Here is a 20,189-nt window from a genome sequence, read left to right as displayed (position 1 = left end):
GATGCCGTCGCTTCAATGGCGGAGCGGCGAGCAGGTGCAAAGTCTAATATCTGATAAATATATTTAGAAGATATTTTGATTTGGGGATTTCCCGGGGCGGGTCAACCCGGAGGCGGAGACAAGCCGATGCGCGATTTCTGGGGATGAGCGGGAAGCGTGCGCCTTGCGCGCACGGGCAAGGCAGGCGTCGTGCTTGCCGGCGGCCGTAGAGAGGTCGGATGGAGGCGAGGGAAAGAGGCAGCCCAGGCCGGGCTGGCGGACTGCGGAGGCTAGCCGGCCTTGCGCGGATACGCGCGGCTCGCGTCCTGCATGAAGGTCTTCACCGCGGTCTCGTATTGCGCGCCGCTGCGGAAGGCGCCGGAATGCGAGGCGCCTTCGATCTTGACCAGGCGTTTGAGCTCGGGCGCAACGTTGCCTGCGGCGGCGTAGAGCTCGTCGCTCATGGTGTGCGGCACCACGCGGTCGGCGGTGCCGTGCATGAACAGCATGGGGGTGCGCATGCGCGCCAGCTTTTCCACGGAAGCGAATGGTTGCGTGACCAGCAGGCTGGCGCCAGGCACTTTGCCCCAGCGCAGCGTGGCCAGCATCGCGCCGATGCTGGTGAAGCTGGATTCCACGATCAGGCCGGCGAATGCCGGCTGGTCGGGGCGCACGGCCAGGTCGATGGCGATTGCGCCGCCCAGGCTATGGCCGTAGATGAAGCGGCGCGCCGGATCGGGCTGGATGCGCGCCAGCTCCTTCAGCCCGGCCACGGCGTCTTCCAGCGCGCTTTCCTCGGACGGCAGACGCGGGGTCGACGCGCCGAAGCCGCGGTAGTCGATGGCGAGCACGGAATAGCCCATGCGCGTCCAGCCGTCGATGCGGAAGGCGCTGCCGTTCAGATTCCAGCGTGCGCCATGCAGGTACAGCACGGTGGGCGCGCCGGCTTGAGGGCTTTGCCAGTACCAGGCGCGCACCTTGTCGCCGCCTGCCAGCGTCAGGTCATAAACCTGGGTGCCGGCGGCGGGTTCGCGCCACCAGGTCTGCGGTTCGGACTGGGGGGAGAAAATAGTCTGCCGCTGCCAGGAATCGAGCTGGGTGCAGCCGACCACGCTGGCGCCTGCAAGCAAGGCAACGGCGAACAGGCGGCGGGGAGAAAGGCGGGGTAGGGCTGGCATGGATAGTCTGACCCGGGCGGGGCGGCTGGGTTCCGGCATCAGCATACTTCGGGATGGACTTGCCGGGTCAAGGCCAGCCAGGCCTGGGCGGCATGCGACAGGTAGCCGCCGCGGCGCCACACCTGCACCATCTCCCAGTCCGTGCCGGCATCGCGCAGCGGCACGCGCGCCACGCCGGCGTGCAGCTCTTCGCGGGCCTTCAGGCGCGGCAGGAAGGCCACGCCCAGGCCGGCCGCCACCAGCGCCGCGATGAAATCGATCTGGCCGCTGCGCGCGGCCACGGTGGGGGAGAAGCCGGCGCGCTGGCAGGCGTCGTGGATGATGCGGTTCAGGGCGAAGCCGGTCTCGAACAGAATGAAGGGCGTGTCCCGCAGATCGCTCAATCCGACCGTTGCGGCGTGCGCCTTGGGGTGGTCGGCCGGCATCAGCGCCACCAGCGGCTCGCGCGCCACGGGCTGCCATTCGAAGATGTCGGGCACCGGTTTGAGCGAGGCGGCCAGTTCGATCTCGCCGGCCATCACCATTTCCTCCAGGCGACGGCTGCCGTGTTCCACCAGGCTGATTTCAATCTGCGGATAGCGGCTGCGAAAGCGCGCAAACATGGGGGCGAACAGGGTGCTGCTGCCCAGCGGCGGCAGGCCCAGGCGCAGCACGCCGCGCTTGAGCCCCTTCAGTTCGTCCAGTTCGGCGTACAGATCATCGCGCTGCGCCAGCATGGCCACGGCGCGGCGGTAGACGATTTCGCCGGCCGCGGTCAGCCGCGGCGGCTGGGCGTGGCGGTCCAGCAACGGCATGCCCAGTTCGTCTTCCAGCTGGCGCACCGCTTTGCTGACGGTGGGCTGGGTGGCGAAGACGGCCCGGGCGGCTTGAGAGAAACCGCCCTGGCGGACCACTTCTACCAGGGCGCGCAACGGACGCAGTTCCATGTGTATGCCTATCTGGAATAACTTGAATTCATCGAATTCATTTTATCTATGAGCACCGTAGGCGTAAAACATCTGCTTGCCGCAGGAACTTCGTCTCATGCCTCGCCCACGCCTCGCCCTTCTTCTACGCAGCACGCTGCGCCGCAGCCGCGTGCTGCAAATCTGTCTGCTGGTCCTCTTCTCCTTGCTGGGTCAGGCGTTGGCCCAGTTGCTGGGTCTGCCCGTGCCGGGCGGCGTCATTGGCATGGCGCTGGTGCTGGCGCTGCTGGCCACGCGCCGCCTGCGGGTGCGCAACGTGCATCGCGGCGCCAGCTGGCTGCTGGGCGAGATGCTGCTGTTCTTCGTGCCCGCCGTCATGTCGCTGCTGGACCACCGCGAATTCCTGGGCGTGCTGGGCTTGAAGCTGCTGGCCGTCATCCTCCTGGGCACGGTTCTGGTGATGGCCGGCACGGCGTTGACCATCGATCTCTGCTATCGCTGGATGAATCGCCATGCCAGCTGATTTCAATCTGCTGTTCTGGCCCGCCGCGACGGTGCTGGCCTATGTCTGCGCGCGCCTGTTCTACCGGCGCTATGCCTACTGGTGCACGTCGACCCTGGTGGTGGCGCCCGCGCTGCTGCTGGCGCTGGCGCTTGCGCTGCACACCGGCTACCGGGACTACATGGCGGGGTCGCACTGGCTGATGGCGATGTTGGGCCCGGTCATCGTGGCCTTCGCGCTGCCCTTGTATGAACAGCGCGCGCTGATCCGCCGTTACTGGCCGGTGCTGGTGGCGGGCGTGGCGGTGGGCAGCCTGATCGCAGGCGCCAGCGCCTGGATGCTGGGCAGCCTGCTGGGCCTGTCGCCGGACCTGCGCCTGAGCCTGCTGCCGCGTTCGGTGGCCACGCCGTTCGCGGTCGCCGTGTCGTCGCACGTGGGCGGCGTGCCGGACCTGACGGCCGTCTTCGTGATCGTCACGGGCGTGTTCGGCGCGGCCCTGGGCCAGTTGATGCGGCGCTGGCTGCCGCTGCGTTCGGCGCTGGCGCGCGGCGCGCTGTTCGGCATGGGCGCGCACGGCGCCGGAACGGCCAAGGCCCGCGAACTGGCGGCCGATGAAGGCGCCGTCGCGGGCCTGGTGATGGTGATGGCGGGGCTGTTCAATGTGCTGGTCACGCCCGCCGTGGTTGTGGGGTTGCTGGCCTGAGCGCCGCGTCAGTGCAGCATTTCCAGCGCTACCGGATACAGCGACGCCACCAGCAGCAGCGCCATGCCCACATTGAAGGCGCGGATCGCCCAGGGCTTGTGCAGCACGCGGCGCAACGCCGTGCCGAAGGTCACCCAGATGCCGATGCTGGGCAGGTTGACGATGCCGCAGACGACGGTGGCGATGACCAGATTGGCGAAGAAGCCATTCTGCGGCGTGTAGGTGGCGATCACGCCCACGGCCATGACCCAGGCCTTGGGGTTGACCCACTGAAAGGCGGCGGCCTGCAGGAAGGTGAACGGCTTTCCGCGCGCCTCGCCGTCGTCCATTTCGCCCGAATTCGCGATCTTCCACGCCAGGTACAGCAGATAGGCCGCGCCCGCGTACTTCAGCACGGTGTAAAGCTGCGGCACCTGCTGGAACACCGAGCCCAGCCCGATTCCCACCAGGAAAATCATGAAGGTGAAGCCCAGGTTCACCCCCAGCAGATGCGGCACGCTGCGGCGGAAGCCGAAGTTCAGGCCGGACGAGGCCAGCATCACGTTGTTGGGTCCGGGGGTAATGGAACTGACCAGGGCGAACATGGCCAGCGGGCCCAGCAGGGACAGGGACATCAGGGGCACGTCGGCCCAGTTGGAGGGGAGCAGATTCATTCTTTGGTCCTGACGATGGCGCGGCGTCCGCCGGCGATAACGGCGATCACGGCAGCCGCGAAGACGTACGTCGCCGGCTCCACGGATTCGCCAAACAACAATGCGGCCGCCACCACCGTCAGGAACGGTTGCAGCAACTGCACCTGGCCGACCCGGGCGATGCCGCCCACGGCCAGACCGCGATACCAGGCAAAAAAGCCCAGGAACATCGAACCCAGCGCCAGATAGGCGCTGGCGTAGATCACCGGGGCGCTGGGCCAACTGGCCTGCTGCGCCGCCATCCAGCCGACCGGCGCGGCCACCACGGGCGCGCTGATCACCAGCGCCCAGCAGATGGTGCGCCCGCCGCCCAGCGTGCGGGAAGCGCGCGCGCCCTCGGCATAGCCCATGCCGCCCAGGACCACGGCCAGCAACAGCCACAGATAGCCCGGCTGCAGGGCGCCTTCGCCCTGGCGCAGGGCATAGGCCGTCACCAGCGCGGCGCCCAGCACGGCCCAGGCCCAGAAGGCGGGCGAGGGGCGCTCGCCGCTGCGCAGCGCGGCAAAGGCCGCGGTCGACAGGGGCAGCAGCCCGTTGAAGACGGCGCCCTGCGACGCGGGCACGGTCTGCATGGCAAGCGAGGATGCCAGCGGCCAGCCCACCACGATGCCCAGCGCGGCCAGGATCACGCCCGGCCATTCCTCGCGGTTCGGGCGGCGCGCGCGCGTCAACCAGAGCACGGCGATGGCCGGCACCGCCGCTAGCAGCGCCCGGCCCAGTCCCACAAGCAGCGGCGCCAGCTCGCCGACGGCCAGGCGGGTCATGGGCAGCGTCAGGGAAAAGACCAGCACCCCCAGAAAGCCATAGCCGTACCCCTCCCACAGCCCAGCGGGCGCGCCAGGCGCAGCCTGGGAGGTCGGATAGAAAGCGGGACGGGTCATCACAGCCACCAAGGTTGGGGAACGCCGCGGGCATCGCGCCCATTCGCTATTGCGGGTTTTCGGCATTGCTGTCACTCTACGCATAGTTATCGGTACAGTACCGGTACACTTTTGCATATCACTTTACTTACTGGCCTGGTGAAATCCCCATGACAGTTGCCGCCGCCGCGACCTCCCCCATGCCCTGGCAACCCGTGCGCCAGGCCGACGCCACCTTGGTGACACAGCTGGCAGATGGGCTGGCGCGCCGCATCGATGAACAGGGTCTGCGGCCCGGCACCCGGCTGCCGTCGATCCGCAAGATGGCCGAACAGTCGGGCGTCAGCCGCTTCACCGTGGTCGAGGCCTACGACCGCCTGGTGGCCCGCGGCCTGGTGCAGTCGCGGCGCGGCGCGGGGTTCTTCGTGCGGGCGCGCAGCGGCCACCTGGCCGCCGTGGCCAGCGCGGCGCCCGCGGCGTTCACGCCGCCTGCCCGGATCGATGTCGCCTGGCTGTTGCGCAGCATGTTCCGCGACACCAACCCTTCAGGCATGCCGGGCGGCGCGGGGCTGCTGCCGGCGGACTGGCTCGACCCCGAGATGGTGGCGGGCGCGGTGCGCGCCGTGGGCCGTTCGGTGCGCGGCCATCTGGTCAGCTATGGCCACCCGCAGGGCTTCGCGCCGCTGCGCCAGCAGATCGCCGCCTTCCTGCAGAACGATGGCGTGCCTGCGCATCCGGAACTCAACCTGCTGACGACCAACGGCGTCACGCACGGCCTGGACCTGATCGCGCGGCACCTGGTCAAACCGGGCGACACCGTGCTGGTCGAAGACCCGGCCTGGTTCGTCATCTTCGGCCGATTGGCCGCCTTCGGCGCGCGCCTGATCGGCGTGCCGCGCGGCCCCGACGGCCCCGATACGGCGCTGCTCGAACAGCTGGCTGCCCAACACAAGCCCAAGCTCTTCATCATCAACAGTTCCGTGCACAACCCCACCGGCCACACGTTGTCGGCCGGCGCCGCCTACGACATCCTGCGCATCGCCGAACGCCACGATTTTCTCGTGGTCGAGGACGACACCTACGGCGAACTGCATCCGGGCGGCGCCATGAAGCTGGCCGCGCTGGACCGCCTGAAACGGGTGATCCTGGTGGGCGGTTATTCCAAGATGCTGGCGGCCAGCCTGCGCGTGGGCTATCTGGCGGCGAATCCCGACATCCTGCAGAAGCTCGCCGACCTGAAGATGCTGGCCGGCCTGACCTCGCCCGAACTCGGCGAGCGGGTGATCCACCGGGTGCTGATGGAAGGGCAGTACCGCCGCCACATCGAGCGCGTGCGCCTGCGGGTGGACGACGCCCGCCAGCGCTGCCTGAAAGGGTTGCTGAAACTGGGGTTGACGGTGCACCACGAGCCGCACGCCGGCATGTTCGTCTGGGCCGATTACGGCCGCGATACCGAGGCGCTGGCGCGCGTGGCGGCCGACCACGGCATGCTGCTGGCTCCGGGCACGCTGTTTTCCCCGTCCCAGGCGCCGTCCACGATGCTGCGCTTTTCGGTCACGATCGCCGATCATCGCGGCGTCTGGACCGATCTGGAAAAAATCTTCGCGCAAAACGCCTCCAGCAATCAATAATAGAAAGCTGTCTCTTTGAAGCCATTGAAGGAACCGCCATGTCCGCACCCATCAAACCCCTGACCCAGAATTTCGCCGTCGCGCCCCAGCTCGGCCCGGACGACATGGCGGACGTCGCCGCCGCCGGCTACAAGAGCGTGATCATCAACCGTCCCGATTTTGAAGGCGGCCCGGACCAGCCCACCGCCGCGGACGTGTCCAAGGCCGCCCTGGCCGCCGGCCTGCAGATCGAATACCAGCCCGTGGTGGGCAGCGCCATGACCGCCGCCGACGTGGTGCGTTTCGCCGAGCTGCTGCGCACGCTGCCGGGCCCGGTCCTGGCGTACTGCCGCACCGGCACCCGCTGCACCAATCTGTTCGCCGCCGCCCAGCAGCTGGGCTGATCGCGCTTGACGCGCGTCAAGGCGCGCCGGGTTCGGTTGATGTGAACCTGGCGCGTTTCCGGTAGCATGGAGGTACCTCACAAACAGGAGCAGGCAAGATGTTCAAGAAGATCCTGATTCCCACCGACGGTTCTCCGCTCTCGGCCCAAGCCGCCAATGCCGGCATTTGCTTTGCGCGTTCCGTGGGCGCTGAAGTCGTCGCGCTCTACGTGACCCAGCCTTTCGCAGCCACGATCGGCTTTGACGGCATGGCTGCCGCCTACGCCATCACCGACGAAGACTACGAAAAGGCCTCCGCCGAGCAGGCCGACAAGTACCTCAAGCAGATCACCGACCGCGCCGACACCGCCGGCGTGAAGTCCGAGTCGCGCGCCGTATCGAACTTCAACGTTGCCGACGGCATCGTGCAAGCCGCCGCCGACGCCGGCTGCGACCTGATCTTCATCGGCAGCCACGGCCGCAGCGGCCTGTCGCGCCTGCTGCTGGGCAGCGTCACCGCCAAGGTCCTGTCGCTGGCCAGCACCGCCGTGCTGGTGTACCGCGTCAAGGAAGAAAAGAAGTAGCCTGCACGGTACGCCGCTGCGGGCAGCCCCTGAGGCTCGCCCCAGGCTGGTGCATGGCAAACGAGCCCCTCCCGTTGGAGGGGCTTTTTTTATCCTTGGCCCTTGCAGGGACTAGGCTTGTTTCTTGTCGCGCCGCGCGTAATATTTACGCATCAGTGCGGGCGCGGTTCCGCGATTCTCAAGCACCCTACGCGGCATGGCGCCCGCCGCGGCAAGGCCCGGTCGGGCTTGCCGTCTTCGCCCGGTAGTTCACTGCAAGGGAAGAGGCCATGACTCGCAAGACGCGTATCGAGCTTTACCGCAATATCGGCATCAGCGCCCACATCGACGCGGGCAAGACGACGACCACCGAGCGCATCCTCTTCTATACCGGCATCACCCACAAGATCGGCGAGGTGCATGACGGCGCCGCCGTGATGGACTGGATGGAGCAGGAACAGGAACGCGGCATCACCATCACGTCGGCCGCCACCACCGCCTTCTGGAAGGGCATGGCGGGCAACTATCCCGAACACCGCATCAACATCATCGACACGCCGGGCCACGTCGACTTCACCATCGAGGTCGAGCGTTCCATGCGCGTGCTGGATGGCGCGGTCATGGTCTACGACGCCGTGGGCGGCGTGCAGCCGCAATCCGAAACCGTCTGGCGCCAAGCCAACAAGTACAAGGTGCCGCGGCTGGCCTTCGTCAACAAGATGGACCGGGTCGGCGCCGACTTCCTGCGCGTGCAGCGCCAGATCGCCGAACGCCTGAAGGGCGACGCCGTGCCCATCCAGCTGCCGGTGGGCGCCGAGGACCATTTCGAAGGCGTGATCGACCTGGTCAAGATGAAGGCCATCATCTGGGATGAGGCCAGCCAGGGCGTGCGCTTCGAGTACCGCGACATTCCCGCCTCGATGCAGGCCCAGGCCCAGGAATGGCACGACAAGATGGTGGAGAAGGCCGCCGAGGCCAACGAAACCCTGTTGGAAAAATACCTGTCGGGCGAACCCTTGACCGAGGATGAAATCAAGCAGGGCCTGCGCATGCGCACGGTCGCCAACGAGATCGTGCCGATGCTCTGTGGCAGCGCGTTCAAGAACAAGGGCGTGCAGGCCATGCTGGACGCGGTCATCGACTATATGCCTTCACCCGTGGACGTGCCCGCGATCAAGGGCCACGACGTGCGCGATCATGAAATCGAACGGCATCCCACCGACAACGAGCCGTTTTCGGCCTTGGCCTTCAAGATCATGACCGACCCCTTTGTCGGCCAACTGGTGTTCTTCCGCGTTTATTCGGGCGTGGTGAAGTCGGGCGACTCGGTCTTCAATCCCATCAAGGAAAAGAAGGAAAGGCTGGGCCGCATCCTGCAGATGCACGCCAACGAGCGGCGCGAGATCACCGAGGTCTACGCGGGCGACATCGCGGCGGCCGTGGGCATCAAGGACGTTACCACTGGCGACACGCTGACCGATCCCGCCCACATCATCATCCTGGAACGCATGGTGTTTCCGGAGCCCGTGATTTCCCAGGCCGTGGAGCCCAAGACCAAGGCCGACCAGGAAAAAATGGGCATCGCGCTGGGCCGACTGGCGCAAGAGGATCCGTCGTTCCGCGTGCGCACGGATGAAGAGTCCGGCCAGACCATCATTTCCGGCATGGGCGAGCTGCACCTGGAAATCCTGGTCGACCGCATGAAGCGCGAGTTCGGCGTCGAGGCCACGGTGGGCAAGCCCCAGGTCGCGTACCGCGAAACCATACGCAAGACCTGCAACGAGGTCGAAGGCAAGTTCGTCAAGCAATCAGGCGGGCGCGGCCAGTACGGCCATGTGGTGCTCAAGCTGGAACCGCAGGAGCCCGGCAAGGGCTATGAATTCGTCGATGCCATCAAGGGCGGCGTGGTGCCGCGCGAGTTCATTCCGGCCGTCGACAAGGGCATACGCGAAGCCCTCAATGCCGGAGTGCTGGCGGGCTATCCGGTGGTGGATGTGAAGGCGACGCTGTTCTTCGGCTCGTACCACGACGTGGACTCGAACGAGAACGCCTTCAAGATGGCGGGGTCGATGGCCTTCAAGGAAGGCATGCGCCGCGCCGATCCGGTGCTGCTGGAACCCATGATGCAGGTCGAGGTGGAAACGCCCGAGGACTTCACCGGCAACGTCATGGGCGACTTGTCCTCGCGGCGCGGCATGGTGCAGGGCATGGAGGATATCGCGGGCGGCGGCGGCAAACTGGTGCGCGCCGAAGTGCCGCTGGCCGAGATGTTCGGGTACTCCACCTCGCTGCGCTCGCTGACCCAGGGGCGTGCGACCTACAGCATGGAGTTCAAGCACTATGCCGAGGCGCCGCGCCAGGTGGCGCAGGAAGTGATGGCGGCTCAGGGCACCGGCCGCTGAGCCGTCCGCTTCAGGCCGGGGCGGCGGCCGTGGCCGCCGCCGCGCGCATGCGCGACGAGGCCAGCTTCACGCCCAGCAGGATCATCACGAAACCGTAGGCATGGAACAGCTGCGGGGCTTCGCCCAGCAGCGGCCAGGCCAGCAGCGCGGCATAGACCGGCACCAGGAACATCGACAGCCCCGCGGTGGCCGGCCCGGCCTGGCTGATCAGGCGGCCGTACACGTAGTACGCGCCCAGGCTGGGCACCACCGCCAGGAACAGCAGCACCGCGGCCAGTCGCGGATCGCCCCAGGGCGGCGTGGCGCCGGCCGCGGCCTCGATCGCGGCAAAGGGCGCCAGGGCCAGCACGCCGCCCAGCATCATGGCGGCCAGCCGGGCGCTGTCCGGCACCGCGGGCAGACTCAGCCGCTTCTGCAACACGGTGTAGAAGGCCCAGCCAGTGGCGGCCAGCAGCACCCAGAGGTCCCCTTGGCCGAAATCCAGGCGGGCCAGCGTCTGCGCGTCACCGCGTGCCAGCACCACCAGTACGCCGCCCAAGGCCAGCGCCAGGCCCGCGCCGCGCAGGGCGGACAGCGGCTTGCGCCAGATGATGGCTTCCAGCAGCGCCACCAGGATGGGGCTGCACGAAAAGATCAGGGCGATGTTGGTCGCGCTGGTGTTCTGGGCGCCGATGTACTGCGGCGCCACGGCCACGCCCATGCCCAGCACCGCCAGCGGCGCCAGCGACGGCAGGGCGCGCCACAAGGTCTTGCGATGCGCGCGCAGGGCGGGCGCGGCCAGCGGCAGCAGGATCAGCAGGGCGATCAGCCAGCGGCCGAAGGCCAGGAAAACGGGGGGGAGGTTGGCATCATGGGCCCAGCGGGCCGCCACCATGTTGGAGGCGAAGAGCGCCGGAGCGGCCAAAAGCATGGCGGTGCCGGAAAGGCCCAGGCCGGTTCTTGCGGGTGCTGCTGCTGCGAGAGACATGGTTTCCTGCCGTGCGGATCGGCGCGCGGCGTGCTGCGTTGATACTGCCGGCGTCTGCGCCGGGTTGTGCCGCAGCGTGGACGCCGAAATCGGACGGGCGGGATAGGTGACCGTCTTGCAGGAGAGTCTACGGGCAGGAGGGCAAAATAGGTTTCCTGATTCACGCCGTATTTGCTGATTCAGGAAAATATCTGTCTTGTAGAATTTGTTTTTCCAGGGAAAATATCTTTTCTATCGGCCTTCCCATGTCCACATCGCCCAAAATCGACGAAACCGACCGCAAGATCCTGCGCGCGCTGCGTGCGGACGGGCGCCTCACCAACCTGAAACTGGCCGAGCAGGTGGGCCTGTCGCCCACGCCTTGCTGGAACCGGGTCAAGGCGCTGGAGGAGGCGGGCGTGATCGAGGGCTACGCCGCCCTCTTGAACCAGAAGGCGCTGGGCTTGCCGGACACCGTCATGATCGAGGTGACGCTGGAACACCACGATGACGACACGCTGGCGCGCTTCGGCGAAGAGATCACGCGGCTGCCGGAAGTGGTCGAGGCCTTTCTCGTGACGGGCGAGTACGACTATCTGATCAAGGTGGCGGTGGCGGGAACCGAAGGCTACGAGGAGTTCCTGCGCAAGCGGCTCTACAAGCTGCGCGGCGTGCGGCACAGCCGTTCCACCTTCGTGTTGCGGCGTCTGAAGCACACGCCTTCGGTCGAGCCCTGAGGCGTGCCACGGCCGGGCAGCGCCAGCGTCAGCCGTTGATGAATGCCTCGATCGCGCCGTTGAAGGCGCGCGGATTGCCCAGGTTCATGCCGTGCGACGATCCGGTGATCGTCACGCGCTGCGCTTGCGGCAGCCATTGCGACAGGGCATCCAAAACGGCCGGATAGGGCGCGGGGCTGAGCGCGCCGCCAATCAGCAGGGTCGGCAGCTTCAGCGTGCCGATCTGCCCGGGCGTCAGCGCTTCGGGCTTTTCCTCGGCCTGTCCGAACAGCGTGCCGACGTTGTCGCGCACCATTTCCTTGAACCACGGCACCATGCGTTGCCAGGTGTCGGGTCCGGTGACGGTATCCACGAACAGCGCCAGGCCATCTTCGATCTCGCCGTCGCGGATGAGCGCCAGCGCGCGCTGGCGAAAGCCGCCGCGCAGGTCGTCGTCACCAGGCAAGGGCAGGCCCGGGTCGGCCAGGGTCAGGCTGCGCAGCGCGGCAGGCTGCTGCAATGCGGCCTCCAGCGCCACGCGGCCGCCGCGGGAATGGCCCACCAGATGGGCCGGTTCGCCTGCCACCGTATCGATGAACTCCAGCACGTCGCTGGCATGCTGTTCGACTGAAAAACCCTCGCCTTCGCCGTCCCAGGTTTCGGGCCAGTAGCGGCGCAGGCAGACCGCCAGCACGCGGAACGACTTGCCCAGCGGCGCCATCTGCGACTTCCAGTAGCGGCAGTCGGACAAGGAGCCGTGCACCAGCACCAGGGGCGCGCCGCTGCCGTACTCGGTGTAGGACATGGCGTAGCCGCCGATCAGGGCGGTTTGCAGGGGCAGGACGGGTTCGGAACGCATGGGTGTCGTGTGGGAAAGCCAGGAGCGCATTCTAGCCCGCAGGCGCCGCGCCTCCGCGCTGATAAACTCGTTTCCGATGTCCCGGCGCGCTGGCCGCGCCTATTTCCCAACTCAACGGAGCCGTCCCGATGTCGCCTGAGTCCCTTGCCGCCTTGCCCGAATCCGCCCAGCGCGTCGCGCGCCTGTTGCTGGAACTGGGGCATGACAAGCCCGTGGTCGTCCTGCCGCAAACCGGCAAGACCTCGGCGGAAGCGGCGGCGGGGCTAGGCTGCGAGGTCGCGCAGATCGCCAAGTCCATCATCTTCCGGCGCGCCTCGGATGACGCGCCGGTGCTGGTCATTGCCAGCGGCGCGAACCGAGTGGACGAGGCCAAGGTGGCCTCGCAGGTGGGGCCGCTGGCCAAGGCGGACGCGAAGTTCGTGCGCGACATGACCGGCTATGCGATCGGCGGCGTGTGTCCCATCGGCCATGCGGTCAAGCCGGTGATGCTGCTGGACGCGGATCTCTTCAACTACGACAGCCTGTGGGCTGCCGCGGGGCATCCGCATGCGGTGTTCAACCTGACGCCGCGGCAACTGGCGGACATGACCGGCGCGCCGGTCGTGGACGTGGCGCTGCGCGCCTGACATCGCGCTGTCCCGCGTTCAGTGCGGGCGCGCTTGCAGCCCGTCGATCAGCACCTGCCGCAGGCCGCGCGAGCAGGCCTCCACCCGTCCTTCCACCCCGTAGACCGCCGCCAGCGATGCCGGCGTGATCACGTCCGCCGGCAGGCCCGCCGCGTGCAGCCGGCCGTCATGGATCATGACGGCCCGGTCGGCGTGCTGTAGCGCCACGTTCAGGTCATGCAGCACGATGACGCTGATCAGGCCGTGTTCCAGGGTTTCCTGCCGCAGCAGCTGCATGACGTGGAACTGGTAGTTCAGGTCCAGCGCCGACAGCGGTTCGTCCAGCAGCAGCACGCGCGGGTGGCGGATCAAGGCCTGCGCCAGTCCCACCAGCTGCTTCTGTCCGCCGGACAGCGAATCCAGGTACTTCAAGGCCAGATGGGCAATGCCCAGGCGCTCCAGCAGCCGGTCTATGGCTTGCATGTCCACCGGCGTACCCAGGCTGTCGCCCGCCTTGGCCGCCACCAGCACGGATTCGAACACCCGCAGGTGCACGGCCGCGGGCAGGCCCTGGGGCAAGTAGACCACGTGGCGCGCGCGTTCGCCGAAGCTCTGGCGCAGCAGGTCGCGGCCGTCCAGCGTGACCTGTCCGGCGCGCACGCGGACCAGGCCCGCCAGGGTCTTGAGCAGGGTGGATTTGCCGCTGCCGTTGGGGCCGAGCAGAGCGGTCACCTGGCCGGCGGGCAACTCGGGTATCGACAGCGCATGCAGCACGTCCGAGCGTCCGTAGCCGGCCGTGAGGCCGCGCACGGATAGCGTCGTTGCGGTAGCGGTGCGCGGCGCGGTCATGGCATCTGCCGGCGCAGCACCACCGACGCGAAAAAGGGTATGCCGACCAGGGCGGTCACGATGCCCACCGGCACGACCACGCCCGGCATGAGGTTCTTGGAGGCGATCGACGCCAGGGACAGGATCACCGCGCCTACCAACGCGCTGCCCGGCAGGAAGTAGCGGTGGTCCTCGCCGAACAGCCGCCGCGCAATGTGCGGCGCGACCAACCCGATGAAGCCTATCGTGCCGACAAAGGCCACCGCCAGCGCCGACAGCAGGCTGACCCGGGCCAGCGCCGCAACGCGCACGCGGCGCACGTCCACGCCGAAGCTCGCGGCGCGGTCCTCGCCCAGGCGCAGCGCGGTCAGTTTCCAGGATTGGCGCATGGCCAGCGGCAGCGCCACGGCAAAGGCCGCCGCCAGCACGCCGACCGTGGTCCAGCTGGAACGCGACAAGCTGCCCATGGTCCAGAACACCAGGTTCTGCAGCGCCTCGGCGCTGGCCATGAACTGCACCAGCGACACCAGCGCATTGAAGGTGAACAGCATGGCGATGCCGAACAGCACCACGCCCGAGGTATTCATGCCGCCCCAACGGGTCACGGCGTCCAGCATCAAGGCCGCCAGCAGCGCAAACAGGAAAGCGTTGCCGGCCACCAGCCAGCCAGCGGGAACGCCGGGCAGGCCCAGCTGCAGCACGATGGCCAGCGAGGCGCCAAAGGCCGCGGCGGACGACACGCCCAGCGTAAATGGGCTGGCCAAGGGGTTGTTCAGGATGGTCTGCATTTCCGCGCCCGCCATCCCCAGCGCCATGCCGACCAGGGCGGCCATCAACGTCGACGGCAGGCGGATGTCCCACACGATGACTCGGGTGGTTGGATCAGCCGCGCCGGGTGCAGTGAGCGTCTGCCACAGTTCGCCCCAGGGCAGGCCCGAGGGGCCGACGGTAAAGTCGGCCAGCAGCGCAATGAAAAGCGCCGCCAGCAGCAGGGCGATAAGCCCTGCCCGGCGGCGCAGGATGTGCCGGTATGCGGCAACCGCGCTCGCGGCAGGCGGCATTACTGCAGCAGCTGCAGACGGCTCTTGGCCGTGCTGGCGGCCGGCGTGGTCGGGTAGTCGCGAACAATGCGCTGCAGCGTCGTCTTGGCGCCGGCGCGATTGTTCATTTCGATCTGGCTGCCGGCGATCACCAGCAGGGCGTCGGGCGCGCGCGCGTTGTCCGGGGCCTTCTGGACCATGGCGTTCAATTGCTCGATGGCGCCCTTGAAGTCCTTCAGCGCATAGCGGCTGCTGCCCAGGTAAAACTGGGCGCTGGGCGCGAGCTGGCTGGCGGGGTACAGGGCGGTGAAGGCGGCCAGCGATTCGGACGCTTCCTTGTACTGGCCCTTGCGGAACAGGTCGATCGCGCCGTCATAGGCGGCCTGTTCCTGGGGGTCGCCGGCGGAGGCTCCCGGCGGATTGGCGCTGCCCGCCGCGCCGCCCGGCTTGGCCGAGGGCTGCTGGCGCGACACCAGTTCGAGCTGGTCGCGCAGTTGGGCGACTTCCTGCTGCAAGGCCTGGATCTGATCGGCCAATTGCAGCTTGGCGCGCTGGCTTTGTTCGTTCTGCTGCTGCACCTGTTGGCGCAAATCCAGGATGGCCCGGCGGGCCTCATCGTCGGAAAAAGCGTGGGCGGGCGCCGCAAGGGCCGCAAGCACCAAGCCGGTGGCCGCAATCAGAGGACGCAGGGACAGAACGTTATCGCGCATGAAAATTCCCGGGTATAAAAACAAACGTCGGGACGGCCGGTTGACCGTCCCGACGCGTGGTAGGGCTCTAGACTATACGAAAAAGCTTAGCGGCGATAAACGATATCGGCGCGGCGGTTTTCCGCGAAGTCGGCTTCCGACGTACCAGTCGCCTTCGGCTTTTCTTTACCGAAGCTGATGGTTTCGATCTGGTTGTCGCTGACGCCCAGCAGGGTCATCATGCGGCGCACAGCGTCGGCACGGCGCTGGCCCAGGGCCAGGTTGTATTCAGCGCCGCCGCGTTCGTCGGTGTTGCCTTCGATCTTGATGGTCTGCTGCTGATGCGAGGCCAGGTACTTGGCGTGGGTTTCGACCAAGCTGCGGTACTGGTCCGACACCGTGTAGCTGTCGAAGTCAAAGTACACCGAGCGCTGTTGCGCCAGGATGCTTTGGGGGTTGAAGGGATCAAGGATCTGGCCAGAGGCCGAGGATCCTTGGCCAGCGCCTCCGCCCTGACCCGCTTTATCGTCGAGAGGGACGGAGCTGCAAGCTGCCAGGGCGGCAGCCAGAGCGGCGATGGTTAGGCTTTTGGCAATGCGCGACTTCATGATAGTTCCTTTGCAAAGAGAGTCACACGTGTTATCGGGTAAATGGGCCCCAAGTCGGTTCACGTATTTCCCCATTCAGTACCGAAAGCGTCTGCCGTACGCGGCCATCGCTCGAGACACCAGCAAGCACGCTACGGCCATTTTGGATGGCGGCGTAAAGGACTTGCATTCCATTCGGCGCAAAACTCGGGGACTGATCGTCACGACCATCAGTCAACAAGGTCTCGGAGCCTGAGGACAGGTTCAACGATGCGATTCGAAACGCGCCGTCGCGTCTTGCAACGTACAGTAGCGTCGATCCATCGGGGGAAATTCGGGGTGATATGTTGTAACCACCATTAAACGTGAGGCGGCGTGCTTCGCCACCACTCGAGCCGGTCTGGTAGATCTGCGGCCCGCCGCTGCGGTCACTCGTAAAGATAATGGAAGCACCGTCTGGCGTAAAGCTCGGTTCGGTGTCAATCCCGGGAGAACGCGTAACTCGGGTCGGATTCGAGCCGTCGGTCGCGCCAACGATGTAAATTTGCGACAAACCATCGCGGGTCAAAGCCACCGCCAGCTTGCTGCCATCGGGCGACCAGCCCGGTGCACTGTTGTTGCCCTTGAAGTTGGCGACAGGCGAACGGGCGCTGGTGGCCAGATTGTGCACGTAGACGACAGGTTTGCCGGATTCGAAGCTCACATAGGCGAGCTTGGTGCCATCGGGCGACCAGGACGGCGAAATGATGGGCTCGCGCGAACGCAGGGCGACTTGCGGGTTCTGCCCGTCGGCGTCCGCCACCTGCAGTTCGTAGGTGGCGCCCTTCTTCAGCACGTACGCGATACGGGTCGAGAAGACGCCCTTAACGCCGGTGATCTTCTCGTAAATGCGGTCCGCGATCTGGTGCGCCACGCGGCGCAGTTCCTGCTCGGTGCCCGAGAACGCCACGCCGTCCAACTGGCCCTTCTTGACCGTGTCGGCCAGGCGGTAGCGGACGTCGTAGCGGCCATCGGCGCCGCGCGTGATGCTGCCGTAGGCGATGAAATCGGCGCCCTTGCCACGCCAGTCGTCATAGGCGATGGGGGAGTCGACGTTCAGGCCGGAACCGGCGGCGTTGATCAGGCGGAACTGGCCCGTGCGGGTCAGGTCGGCGCGGATGACTTCGGCCAGGGCGCGGCCATGGGTGTCGTCGACGGCGAAGTCGGCGATGGCGACGGGGTATTGGGTGGCGCCGGTACCGGAAATATCGACGCGCAGCTGCGCATGGGCGGGCTTGATGGCCATCAGGCAGGCCAAGGTCAGCATCAGCAGCCCGAGTCCATACGATCGCCAGAGAGCGAGGGGGGGTACTCGTCGGCTATAAGCGGGAGTCATATTCATCAATCTCCTGTCAATCATACATTCTGTACACAACGTCAATAATGGGTTCGTAGCGGCCCGTCGAGGGCTTCGGGAAGGGGTTGCAACGGCGGATGCCCGTCTCGACCGCGCGGTCGAAGCCGGCATTGCCCGAAGAACTGGTCAAGGTGACGCCATTGACCTTCCCGTCGGAACCTAACTGTACCCGGTATTGTGCCGTGGGATTTTCCGATCCGCTGCGGGCCGGGGGCGGATAAGCCACCCCGGGTTGCACGCAGGCGCGGACCTTGGCGCCATAGCCGCTGTCGCGTCCGCCGCCCGCCTGATTGCGGTCGGCCGTGCCGCCGGGGATGCCGGCGGCGCCCAGGGCGTCGTTGCGGAAGGCATCCTTCAGCGCCTTGTCGGCGGCGGCCTTCTTGGCCGCCTCTTCCTTGGCCTTCTTCTCGGCCGCGGCTTTTTTCTCGGCGGCAGCCTTTTCGGCCGCGGCTTTTTCCTCGGCAGCCTTGTCGGCAGCGGCCTTTTCGGCGGCGGCCTTGTCCGCCGCGGCCTTCTTGGCAGCGTCGTCCTTGGCCTTCTTCTCGGCGGCAGCCTTGTCGGCGGCGGCTTTCTCGGCGGCCTTTTCGGCAGCAGCCTTCTCAGCAGCCTGGCGTTCCTGCTCCAGACGCTTCTTTTCTTTCAGTTCGGCCTGCTTGCGTTCTTCGTCGAGGCGCGCCTTTTCCTTGGCGGCTTCGGCAGCCTGGCGTGCCTTTTCCTCTTGTTCGCGCTTTTTCTTGGCTTCCTGCAGCGCGATCTCGGGGTCGACTTCCTCGGTCTTAGGCTGGGCTTCGGGCTCAGGCTTGGGAGGAGGGGGAGGCGGCGGGGGAGGCTCGGGCGCCTTTTCAGGCTCCGGCTTCGGTTCCGGCTTGGGCTGAGGCTTCGGGGGTTCGGGTTGCGGCGTGGGCGGCGGCGAGACGGGCGAATTGCCGTCTGCCCAGAGCTGCACCTGCACGGGGCCGGGGCTCTCGGAGCGCCAGTTCACGCCAAAGATCAAGACGATCAGCAGCAGCACGTGCACGGCCACGGCCAGGATCAATGCCTTCCGGTTGTCGTGGTTGGGCGGGGTGGCCGGGGGGCCGCTGCGGTGTCGGATTATGGGTGGCGTCATGAGCGTTGCAAGCCGGCGTCGCCGGCGGAAGGCGTCGCGTTAGCGTTTTTTCGCGGGAGCAGGCTGGGATGCGCCGGCGGACTGGTCCACCAGCAGACCCAGGCGGGTGATGCCGCTGGTGCGAAGTTCATCCATGACCTTCACGACCGTTTCGTAGGGCACCTTGCCGTCGGCGGCGATGACCACCGGGGTTTCCGCGGTAATGCGCGAACGCACTTGCGCCACCAGCTCGGGGCGCGCGATGTCCTGCATGGTGGCGCCGGGTTCGCGCATGCGCAGGGCGATCTTGCCGTCTTCCGAAATCTGGACTTCCAGCGGCTTGACCGGCACGTCCGAAGCCGCGCCGACGGAGGGCAGCTGGATCAGGCCGGGCGTGATGAGAGGAGCGGTCACCATGAAGATGACCAGCAGCACCAGCATCACGTCGATGTACGGCACCACGTTGATGTCGGCCTTCATGCGGCGGCCGGACCTGCCGCGTGAGCTTACCGAGGGCATTAGCGCACCTGCCGTTGCAGAATGTTCAGGAATTCATCGACGAAGCTGTCGAAACGGATCGAGATGCGATCGATGTCGTTCGTGAAGCGGTTGTAGGCGACCACGGCGGGAATGGCCGCGAACAGGCCGATGGCGGTGGCGATCAGCGCTTCCGCGATGCCGGGAGCCACCGAGGCCAGGGTGGCCTGCTGCATGTTCGACAGGCCGATGAAGGCGTGCATGATCCCCCAGACCGTGCCCAGCAGGCCGATGTAAGGGGACACGGAGCCGGCCGAAGCCAGGAAGTTCAGGTGCGATTCCAGCGAATCCATCTCGCGCTGGTAGGCGGCGCGCATGGCGCGGCGCGGGCCGTCCAGCAGGGCGGTGGCGTCGCCGGAGGCATTGCCGCGGCGGGCCTTCAGGAATTCGGTCATGCCGGCATCGAAGATGCGGGCCAGCGCGCCTTGCTCGTCGCGGCGCGAGGCCACGGCCTGTTGCAGCATGGACAGGTCGCCGCCCGACCAGAAATCGTCTTCGAAGCGGCGGGTCTGGGCATGGGCCCGCTTGATCGCCAGCCGCTTGGCGAAGATGTAGGTCCAGGACATGATCGAAATGCCCAACAGCATCAGCATGATCAGCTGGACCGGCACGCTGGCGTGCGAAATCAGCGAAAGCAACGACATGTCGTTGGTGACTTGCATGGTTATTCCTGAATGAATTCCAGTTTGGCGCGAACGTCAGCCGGCAACTCCGCCGGCCGCATGTGAATGGCATCGACGCAGCAGACTTGGATGTTGCCGTCGGCAAGCAGTTCCCCGTCGCGTTCCGCGCGTTGCGCGAAGTGTATCGAAGCGCGGCCGAGTCGTGTGATCCGGCTGCGTATGGTAAGTAAATCGTCCAGCCTGGCCGGCTTGCGGTAGGACATGTCCAGGGAGCGGACAACGAATAGACGTTGTTCGCTGGCCGCCAGGTTGGACTGGTTGACCCCCAGATTGCGCAGCCACTCGGTGCGTGCGCGTTCCAGGAATTTCAAGTAGTTGGCGTAGAAAACCACTCCGCCTGCATCCGTGTCTTCGTAGTAGACACGGACCTGCAGGACGGATTCGGCGGACTTCGGATCGGTCACGATGGATAGAAAAGGGCAGTCGGGACGCGGAAAGT

23 protein-coding genes are annotated in these 20,189 nt (G+C 66.6%); 8 read left to right on the top strand and 15 right to left on the bottom strand.

The features are described from left to right. Nucleotides 1-269 precede the first annotated feature (269 nt). Both N5C88_RS17645 and N5C88_RS17640 read right to left on the bottom strand, forming a co-directional pair. Nucleotides 270-1,157: an alpha/beta fold hydrolase gene (locus N5C88_RS17645; RefSeq protein WP_280015895.1), complete on the bottom strand. Its 888-nt coding sequence runs from the start codon at nt 1,155-1,157 to the stop codon at nt 270-272. Between the two features lie 38 nt (nt 1,158-1,195). Beyond that, a complete protein-coding gene (locus N5C88_RS17640) occupies nt 1,196-2,083 on the bottom strand; it encodes a LysR family transcriptional regulator (RefSeq protein ID WP_280015894.1) in 888 nt (295 codons plus the stop codon). Nucleotides 2,084-2,180: 97 nt separating this feature from the next. Here N5C88_RS17640 and N5C88_RS17635 point away from each other — a divergent pair, with 97 nt between their 5' ends. Both N5C88_RS17635 and N5C88_RS17630 read left to right on the top strand, forming a co-directional pair. Further along, nucleotides 2,181-2,585 carry a CidA/LrgA family protein gene (locus N5C88_RS17635; protein ID WP_280015893.1) on the top strand — a complete coding sequence of 135 codons (405 nt, stop codon included), beginning with the start codon at nt 2,181-2,183 and terminating at the stop codon, nt 2,583-2,585. Then, a complete protein-coding gene (locus tag N5C88_RS17630; RefSeq protein ID WP_059372982.1) occupies nt 2,575-3,267 on the top strand; it encodes an LrgB family protein in 693 nt (230 codons plus the stop codon). Before N5C88_RS17635 ends, N5C88_RS17630 begins: the two co-directional genes overlap by 11 nt. A gap of 8 nt (nt 3,268-3,275) precedes the next feature. Here N5C88_RS17630 and N5C88_RS17625 read toward each other — a convergent pair whose 3' ends face one another. Both N5C88_RS17625 and N5C88_RS17620 read right to left on the bottom strand, forming a co-directional pair. Beyond that, nucleotides 3,276-3,920: a LysE family translocator gene (locus tag N5C88_RS17625; RefSeq protein ID WP_059372984.1), complete on the bottom strand. Its 645-nt coding sequence runs from the start codon at nt 3,918-3,920 to the stop codon at nt 3,276-3,278. Then, nucleotides 3,917-4,840, bottom strand: a complete 924-nt coding sequence (locus tag N5C88_RS17620; RefSeq protein WP_118932583.1) for a DMT family transporter — start codon at nt 4,838-4,840, stop codon at nt 3,917-3,919. Before N5C88_RS17620 ends, N5C88_RS17625 begins: the two co-directional genes overlap by 4 nt. A 149-nt stretch (nt 4,841-4,989) precedes the next feature. Here N5C88_RS17620 and N5C88_RS17615 point away from each other — a divergent pair, with 149 nt between their 5' ends. From N5C88_RS17615 to fusA, 4 genes are all read left to right on the top strand, one after another. Then, entirely contained in the window at nt 4,990-6,450 is a 1,461-nt protein-coding gene (locus N5C88_RS17615; protein ID WP_059372989.1) for a PLP-dependent aminotransferase family protein, read from the top strand. 38 nt (nt 6,451-6,488) lie between these two features. After that, nucleotides 6,489-6,833 carry a TIGR01244 family sulfur transferase gene (locus N5C88_RS17610; RefSeq protein ID WP_042796377.1) on the top strand — a complete coding sequence of 115 codons (345 nt, stop codon included), beginning with the start codon at nt 6,489-6,491 and terminating at the stop codon, nt 6,831-6,833. A 98-nt stretch (nt 6,834-6,931) separates the two neighbouring features. After that, entirely contained in the window at nt 6,932-7,396 is a 465-nt protein-coding gene (locus N5C88_RS17605; RefSeq protein ID WP_013391481.1) for a universal stress protein, read from the top strand. Nucleotides 7,397-7,665: 269 nt separating this feature from the next. Continuing rightward, nucleotides 7,666-9,777, top strand: coding sequence for an elongation factor G (gene fusA / locus N5C88_RS17600; RefSeq protein WP_059372992.1), 2,112 nt, complete (start codon nt 7,666-7,668; stop codon nt 9,775-9,777). A 10-nt stretch (nt 9,778-9,787) separates the two neighbouring features. On the opposite strand, the gene N5C88_RS17595 is transcribed toward fusA, so the two are convergent. Continuing rightward, nucleotides 9,788-10,744: a DMT family transporter gene (locus tag N5C88_RS17595; protein ID WP_280015892.1), complete on the bottom strand. Its 957-nt coding sequence runs from the start codon at nt 10,742-10,744 to the stop codon at nt 9,788-9,790. A 245-nt stretch (nt 10,745-10,989) separates the two neighbouring features. Between N5C88_RS17595 and N5C88_RS17590 the strand changes: the two genes are divergently transcribed. Then, nucleotides 10,990-11,460 (top strand): Lrp/AsnC family transcriptional regulator, encoded by a 471-nt coding sequence (locus N5C88_RS17590; RefSeq protein WP_059372995.1) that lies wholly within the window; start codon nt 10,990-10,992, stop codon nt 11,458-11,460. 28 nt (nt 11,461-11,488) lie between these two features. Here the strand turns inward: N5C88_RS17590 and N5C88_RS17585 are convergent, their stop codons facing one another. Next, nucleotides 11,489-12,298, bottom strand: coding sequence for an alpha/beta hydrolase (locus N5C88_RS17585; protein WP_280015891.1), 810 nt, complete (start codon nt 12,296-12,298; stop codon nt 11,489-11,491). A 128-nt stretch (nt 12,299-12,426) separates the two neighbouring features. Between N5C88_RS17585 and N5C88_RS17580 the strand changes: the two genes are divergently transcribed. Continuing rightward, on the top strand, nt 12,427-12,924 hold the full coding sequence (locus tag N5C88_RS17580; protein WP_118932586.1) for a YbaK/EbsC family protein: 498 nt from the start codon (nt 12,427-12,429) through the stop codon (nt 12,922-12,924). An 18-nt stretch (nt 12,925-12,942) separates the two neighbouring features. Here N5C88_RS17580 and N5C88_RS17575 read toward each other — a convergent pair whose 3' ends face one another. From N5C88_RS17575 to ybgC, 9 genes are all read right to left on the bottom strand, one after another. After that, the gene (locus tag N5C88_RS17575) at nt 12,943-13,752 is read right to left on the bottom strand and encodes an ABC transporter ATP-binding protein (protein ID WP_280015890.1); all 810 of its coding nucleotides are present in this window, start codon (nt 13,750-13,752) and stop codon (nt 12,943-12,945) included. Further along, the gene (locus N5C88_RS17570) at nt 13,749-14,792 is read right to left on the bottom strand and encodes an iron ABC transporter permease (RefSeq protein ID WP_118932587.1); all 1,044 of its coding nucleotides are present in this window, start codon (nt 14,790-14,792) and stop codon (nt 13,749-13,751) included. The genes N5C88_RS17575 and N5C88_RS17570 overlap by 4 nt, the downstream gene beginning before the upstream one ends. Then, nucleotides 14,792-15,481 carry a tol-pal system protein YbgF gene (gene ybgF, locus N5C88_RS17565; protein ID WP_013391489.1) on the bottom strand — a complete coding sequence of 230 codons (690 nt, stop codon included), beginning with the start codon at nt 15,479-15,481 and terminating at the stop codon, nt 14,792-14,794. The genes N5C88_RS17570 and ybgF overlap by 1 nt, the downstream gene beginning before the upstream one ends. 86 nt (nt 15,482-15,567) lie before the next feature. Beyond that, on the bottom strand, nt 15,568-16,068 hold the full coding sequence (pal, locus tag N5C88_RS17560) for a peptidoglycan-associated lipoprotein Pal (RefSeq protein WP_042796384.1): 501 nt from the start codon (nt 16,066-16,068) through the stop codon (nt 15,568-15,570). Between the two features lie 31 nt (nt 16,069-16,099). Then, nucleotides 16,100-17,422, bottom strand: a complete 1,323-nt coding sequence (gene tolB, locus N5C88_RS17555; RefSeq protein WP_059373061.1) for a Tol-Pal system beta propeller repeat protein TolB — start codon at nt 17,420-17,422, stop codon at nt 16,100-16,102. A gap of 16 nt (nt 17,423-17,438) precedes the next feature. Then, nucleotides 17,439-18,551 carry a cell envelope integrity protein TolA gene (tolA, locus tag N5C88_RS17550; protein ID WP_118932589.1) on the bottom strand — a complete coding sequence of 371 codons (1,113 nt, stop codon included), beginning with the start codon at nt 18,549-18,551 and terminating at the stop codon, nt 17,439-17,441. Nucleotides 18,552-18,590: 39 nt separating this feature from the next. Next, complete coding sequence (gene tolR, locus N5C88_RS17545; protein ID WP_059373013.1) at nt 18,591-19,049, bottom strand: protein TolR; 459 nt, start codon at nt 19,047-19,049, stop codon at nt 18,591-18,593. Continuing rightward, complete coding sequence (gene tolQ / locus N5C88_RS17540; protein ID WP_054458511.1) at nt 19,049-19,729, bottom strand: protein TolQ; 681 nt, start codon at nt 19,727-19,729, stop codon at nt 19,049-19,051. The genes tolR and tolQ overlap by 1 nt, the downstream gene beginning before the upstream one ends. Nucleotides 19,730-19,731: 2 nt before the next feature. Then, a complete protein-coding gene (ybgC, locus tag N5C88_RS17535; RefSeq protein ID WP_059373015.1) occupies nt 19,732-20,154 on the bottom strand; it encodes a tol-pal system-associated acyl-CoA thioesterase in 423 nt (140 codons plus the stop codon). Nucleotides 20,155-20,189: the final 35 nt, after the last annotated feature.

It is taken from the genome of Achromobacter sp. GD03932, assembly GCF_029839485.1.
In the GTDB taxonomy this organism is placed as follows: Bacteria; Pseudomonadota; Gammaproteobacteria; order Burkholderiales; family Burkholderiaceae_B; genus Achromobacter; species Achromobacter bronchisepticus_A.
Note: the sequence above shows the minus strand (reverse complement) of the source record. Positions and strands in the feature narration are given on the sequence as shown.

Excerpts from the sequence above, each read along its gene's own strand:
- N5C88_RS17645 (WP_280015895.1), bottom strand. The coding sequence starts at position 1,157 with ATGCCAGCCCTACCCCGCCTTTCTCCCCGCCGCCTGTTCGCCGTTGCC.
- N5C88_RS17640 (WP_280015894.1), bottom strand. The coding sequence starts at position 2,083 with ATGGAACTGCGTCCGTTGCGCGCCCTGGTAGAAGTGGTCCGCCAGGGC.
- N5C88_RS17635 (WP_280015893.1), top strand. The coding sequence starts at position 2,181 with ATGCCTCGCCCACGCCTCGCCCTTCTTCTACGCAGCACGCTGCGCCGC.
- N5C88_RS17630 (WP_059372982.1), top strand. The coding sequence starts at position 2,575 with ATGCCAGCTGATTTCAATCTGCTGTTCTGGCCCGCCGCGACGGTGCTG.
- N5C88_RS17625 (WP_059372984.1), bottom strand. The coding sequence starts at position 3,920 with ATGAATCTGCTCCCCTCCAACTGGGCCGACGTGCCCCTGATGTCCCTG.
- N5C88_RS17620 (WP_118932583.1), bottom strand. The coding sequence starts at position 4,840 with ATGACCCGTCCCGCTTTCTATCCGACCTCCCAGGCTGCGCCTGGCGCG.
- N5C88_RS17615 (WP_059372989.1), top strand. The coding sequence starts at position 4,990 with ATGACAGTTGCCGCCGCCGCGACCTCCCCCATGCCCTGGCAACCCGTG.
- N5C88_RS17610 (WP_042796377.1), top strand. The coding sequence starts at position 6,489 with ATGTCCGCACCCATCAAACCCCTGACCCAGAATTTCGCCGTCGCGCCC.
- N5C88_RS17605 (WP_013391481.1), top strand. The coding sequence starts at position 6,932 with ATGTTCAAGAAGATCCTGATTCCCACCGACGGTTCTCCGCTCTCGGCC.
- fusA (WP_059372992.1), top strand. The coding sequence starts at position 7,666 with ATGACTCGCAAGACGCGTATCGAGCTTTACCGCAATATCGGCATCAGC.
- N5C88_RS17595 (WP_280015892.1), bottom strand. The coding sequence starts at position 10,744 with ATGTCTCTCGCAGCAGCAGCACCCGCAAGAACCGGCCTGGGCCTTTCC.
- N5C88_RS17590 (WP_059372995.1), top strand. The coding sequence starts at position 10,990 with ATGTCCACATCGCCCAAAATCGACGAAACCGACCGCAAGATCCTGCGC.
- N5C88_RS17585 (WP_280015891.1), bottom strand. The coding sequence starts at position 12,298 with ATGCGTTCCGAACCCGTCCTGCCCCTGCAAACCGCCCTGATCGGCGGC.
- N5C88_RS17580 (WP_118932586.1), top strand. The coding sequence starts at position 12,427 with ATGTCGCCTGAGTCCCTTGCCGCCTTGCCCGAATCCGCCCAGCGCGTC.
- N5C88_RS17575 (WP_280015890.1), bottom strand. The coding sequence starts at position 13,752 with ATGACCGCGCCGCGCACCGCTACCGCAACGACGCTATCCGTGCGCGGC.
- N5C88_RS17570 (WP_118932587.1), bottom strand. The coding sequence starts at position 14,792 with ATGCCGCCTGCCGCGAGCGCGGTTGCCGCATACCGGCACATCCTGCGC.
- ybgF (WP_013391489.1), bottom strand. The coding sequence starts at position 15,481 with ATGCGCGATAACGTTCTGTCCCTGCGTCCTCTGATTGCGGCCACCGGC.
- pal (WP_042796384.1), bottom strand. The coding sequence starts at position 16,068 with ATGAAGTCGCGCATTGCCAAAAGCCTAACCATCGCCGCTCTGGCTGCC.
- tolB (WP_059373061.1), bottom strand. The coding sequence starts at position 17,422 with ATGACTCCCGCTTATAGCCGACGAGTACCCCCCCTCGCTCTCTGGCGA.
- tolA (WP_118932589.1), bottom strand. The coding sequence starts at position 18,551 with ATGACGCCACCCATAATCCGACACCGCAGCGGCCCCCCGGCCACCCCG.
- tolR (WP_059373013.1), bottom strand. The coding sequence starts at position 19,049 with ATGCCCTCGGTAAGCTCACGCGGCAGGTCCGGCCGCCGCATGAAGGCC.
- tolQ (WP_054458511.1), bottom strand. The coding sequence starts at position 19,729 with ATGCAAGTCACCAACGACATGTCGTTGCTTTCGCTGATTTCGCACGCC.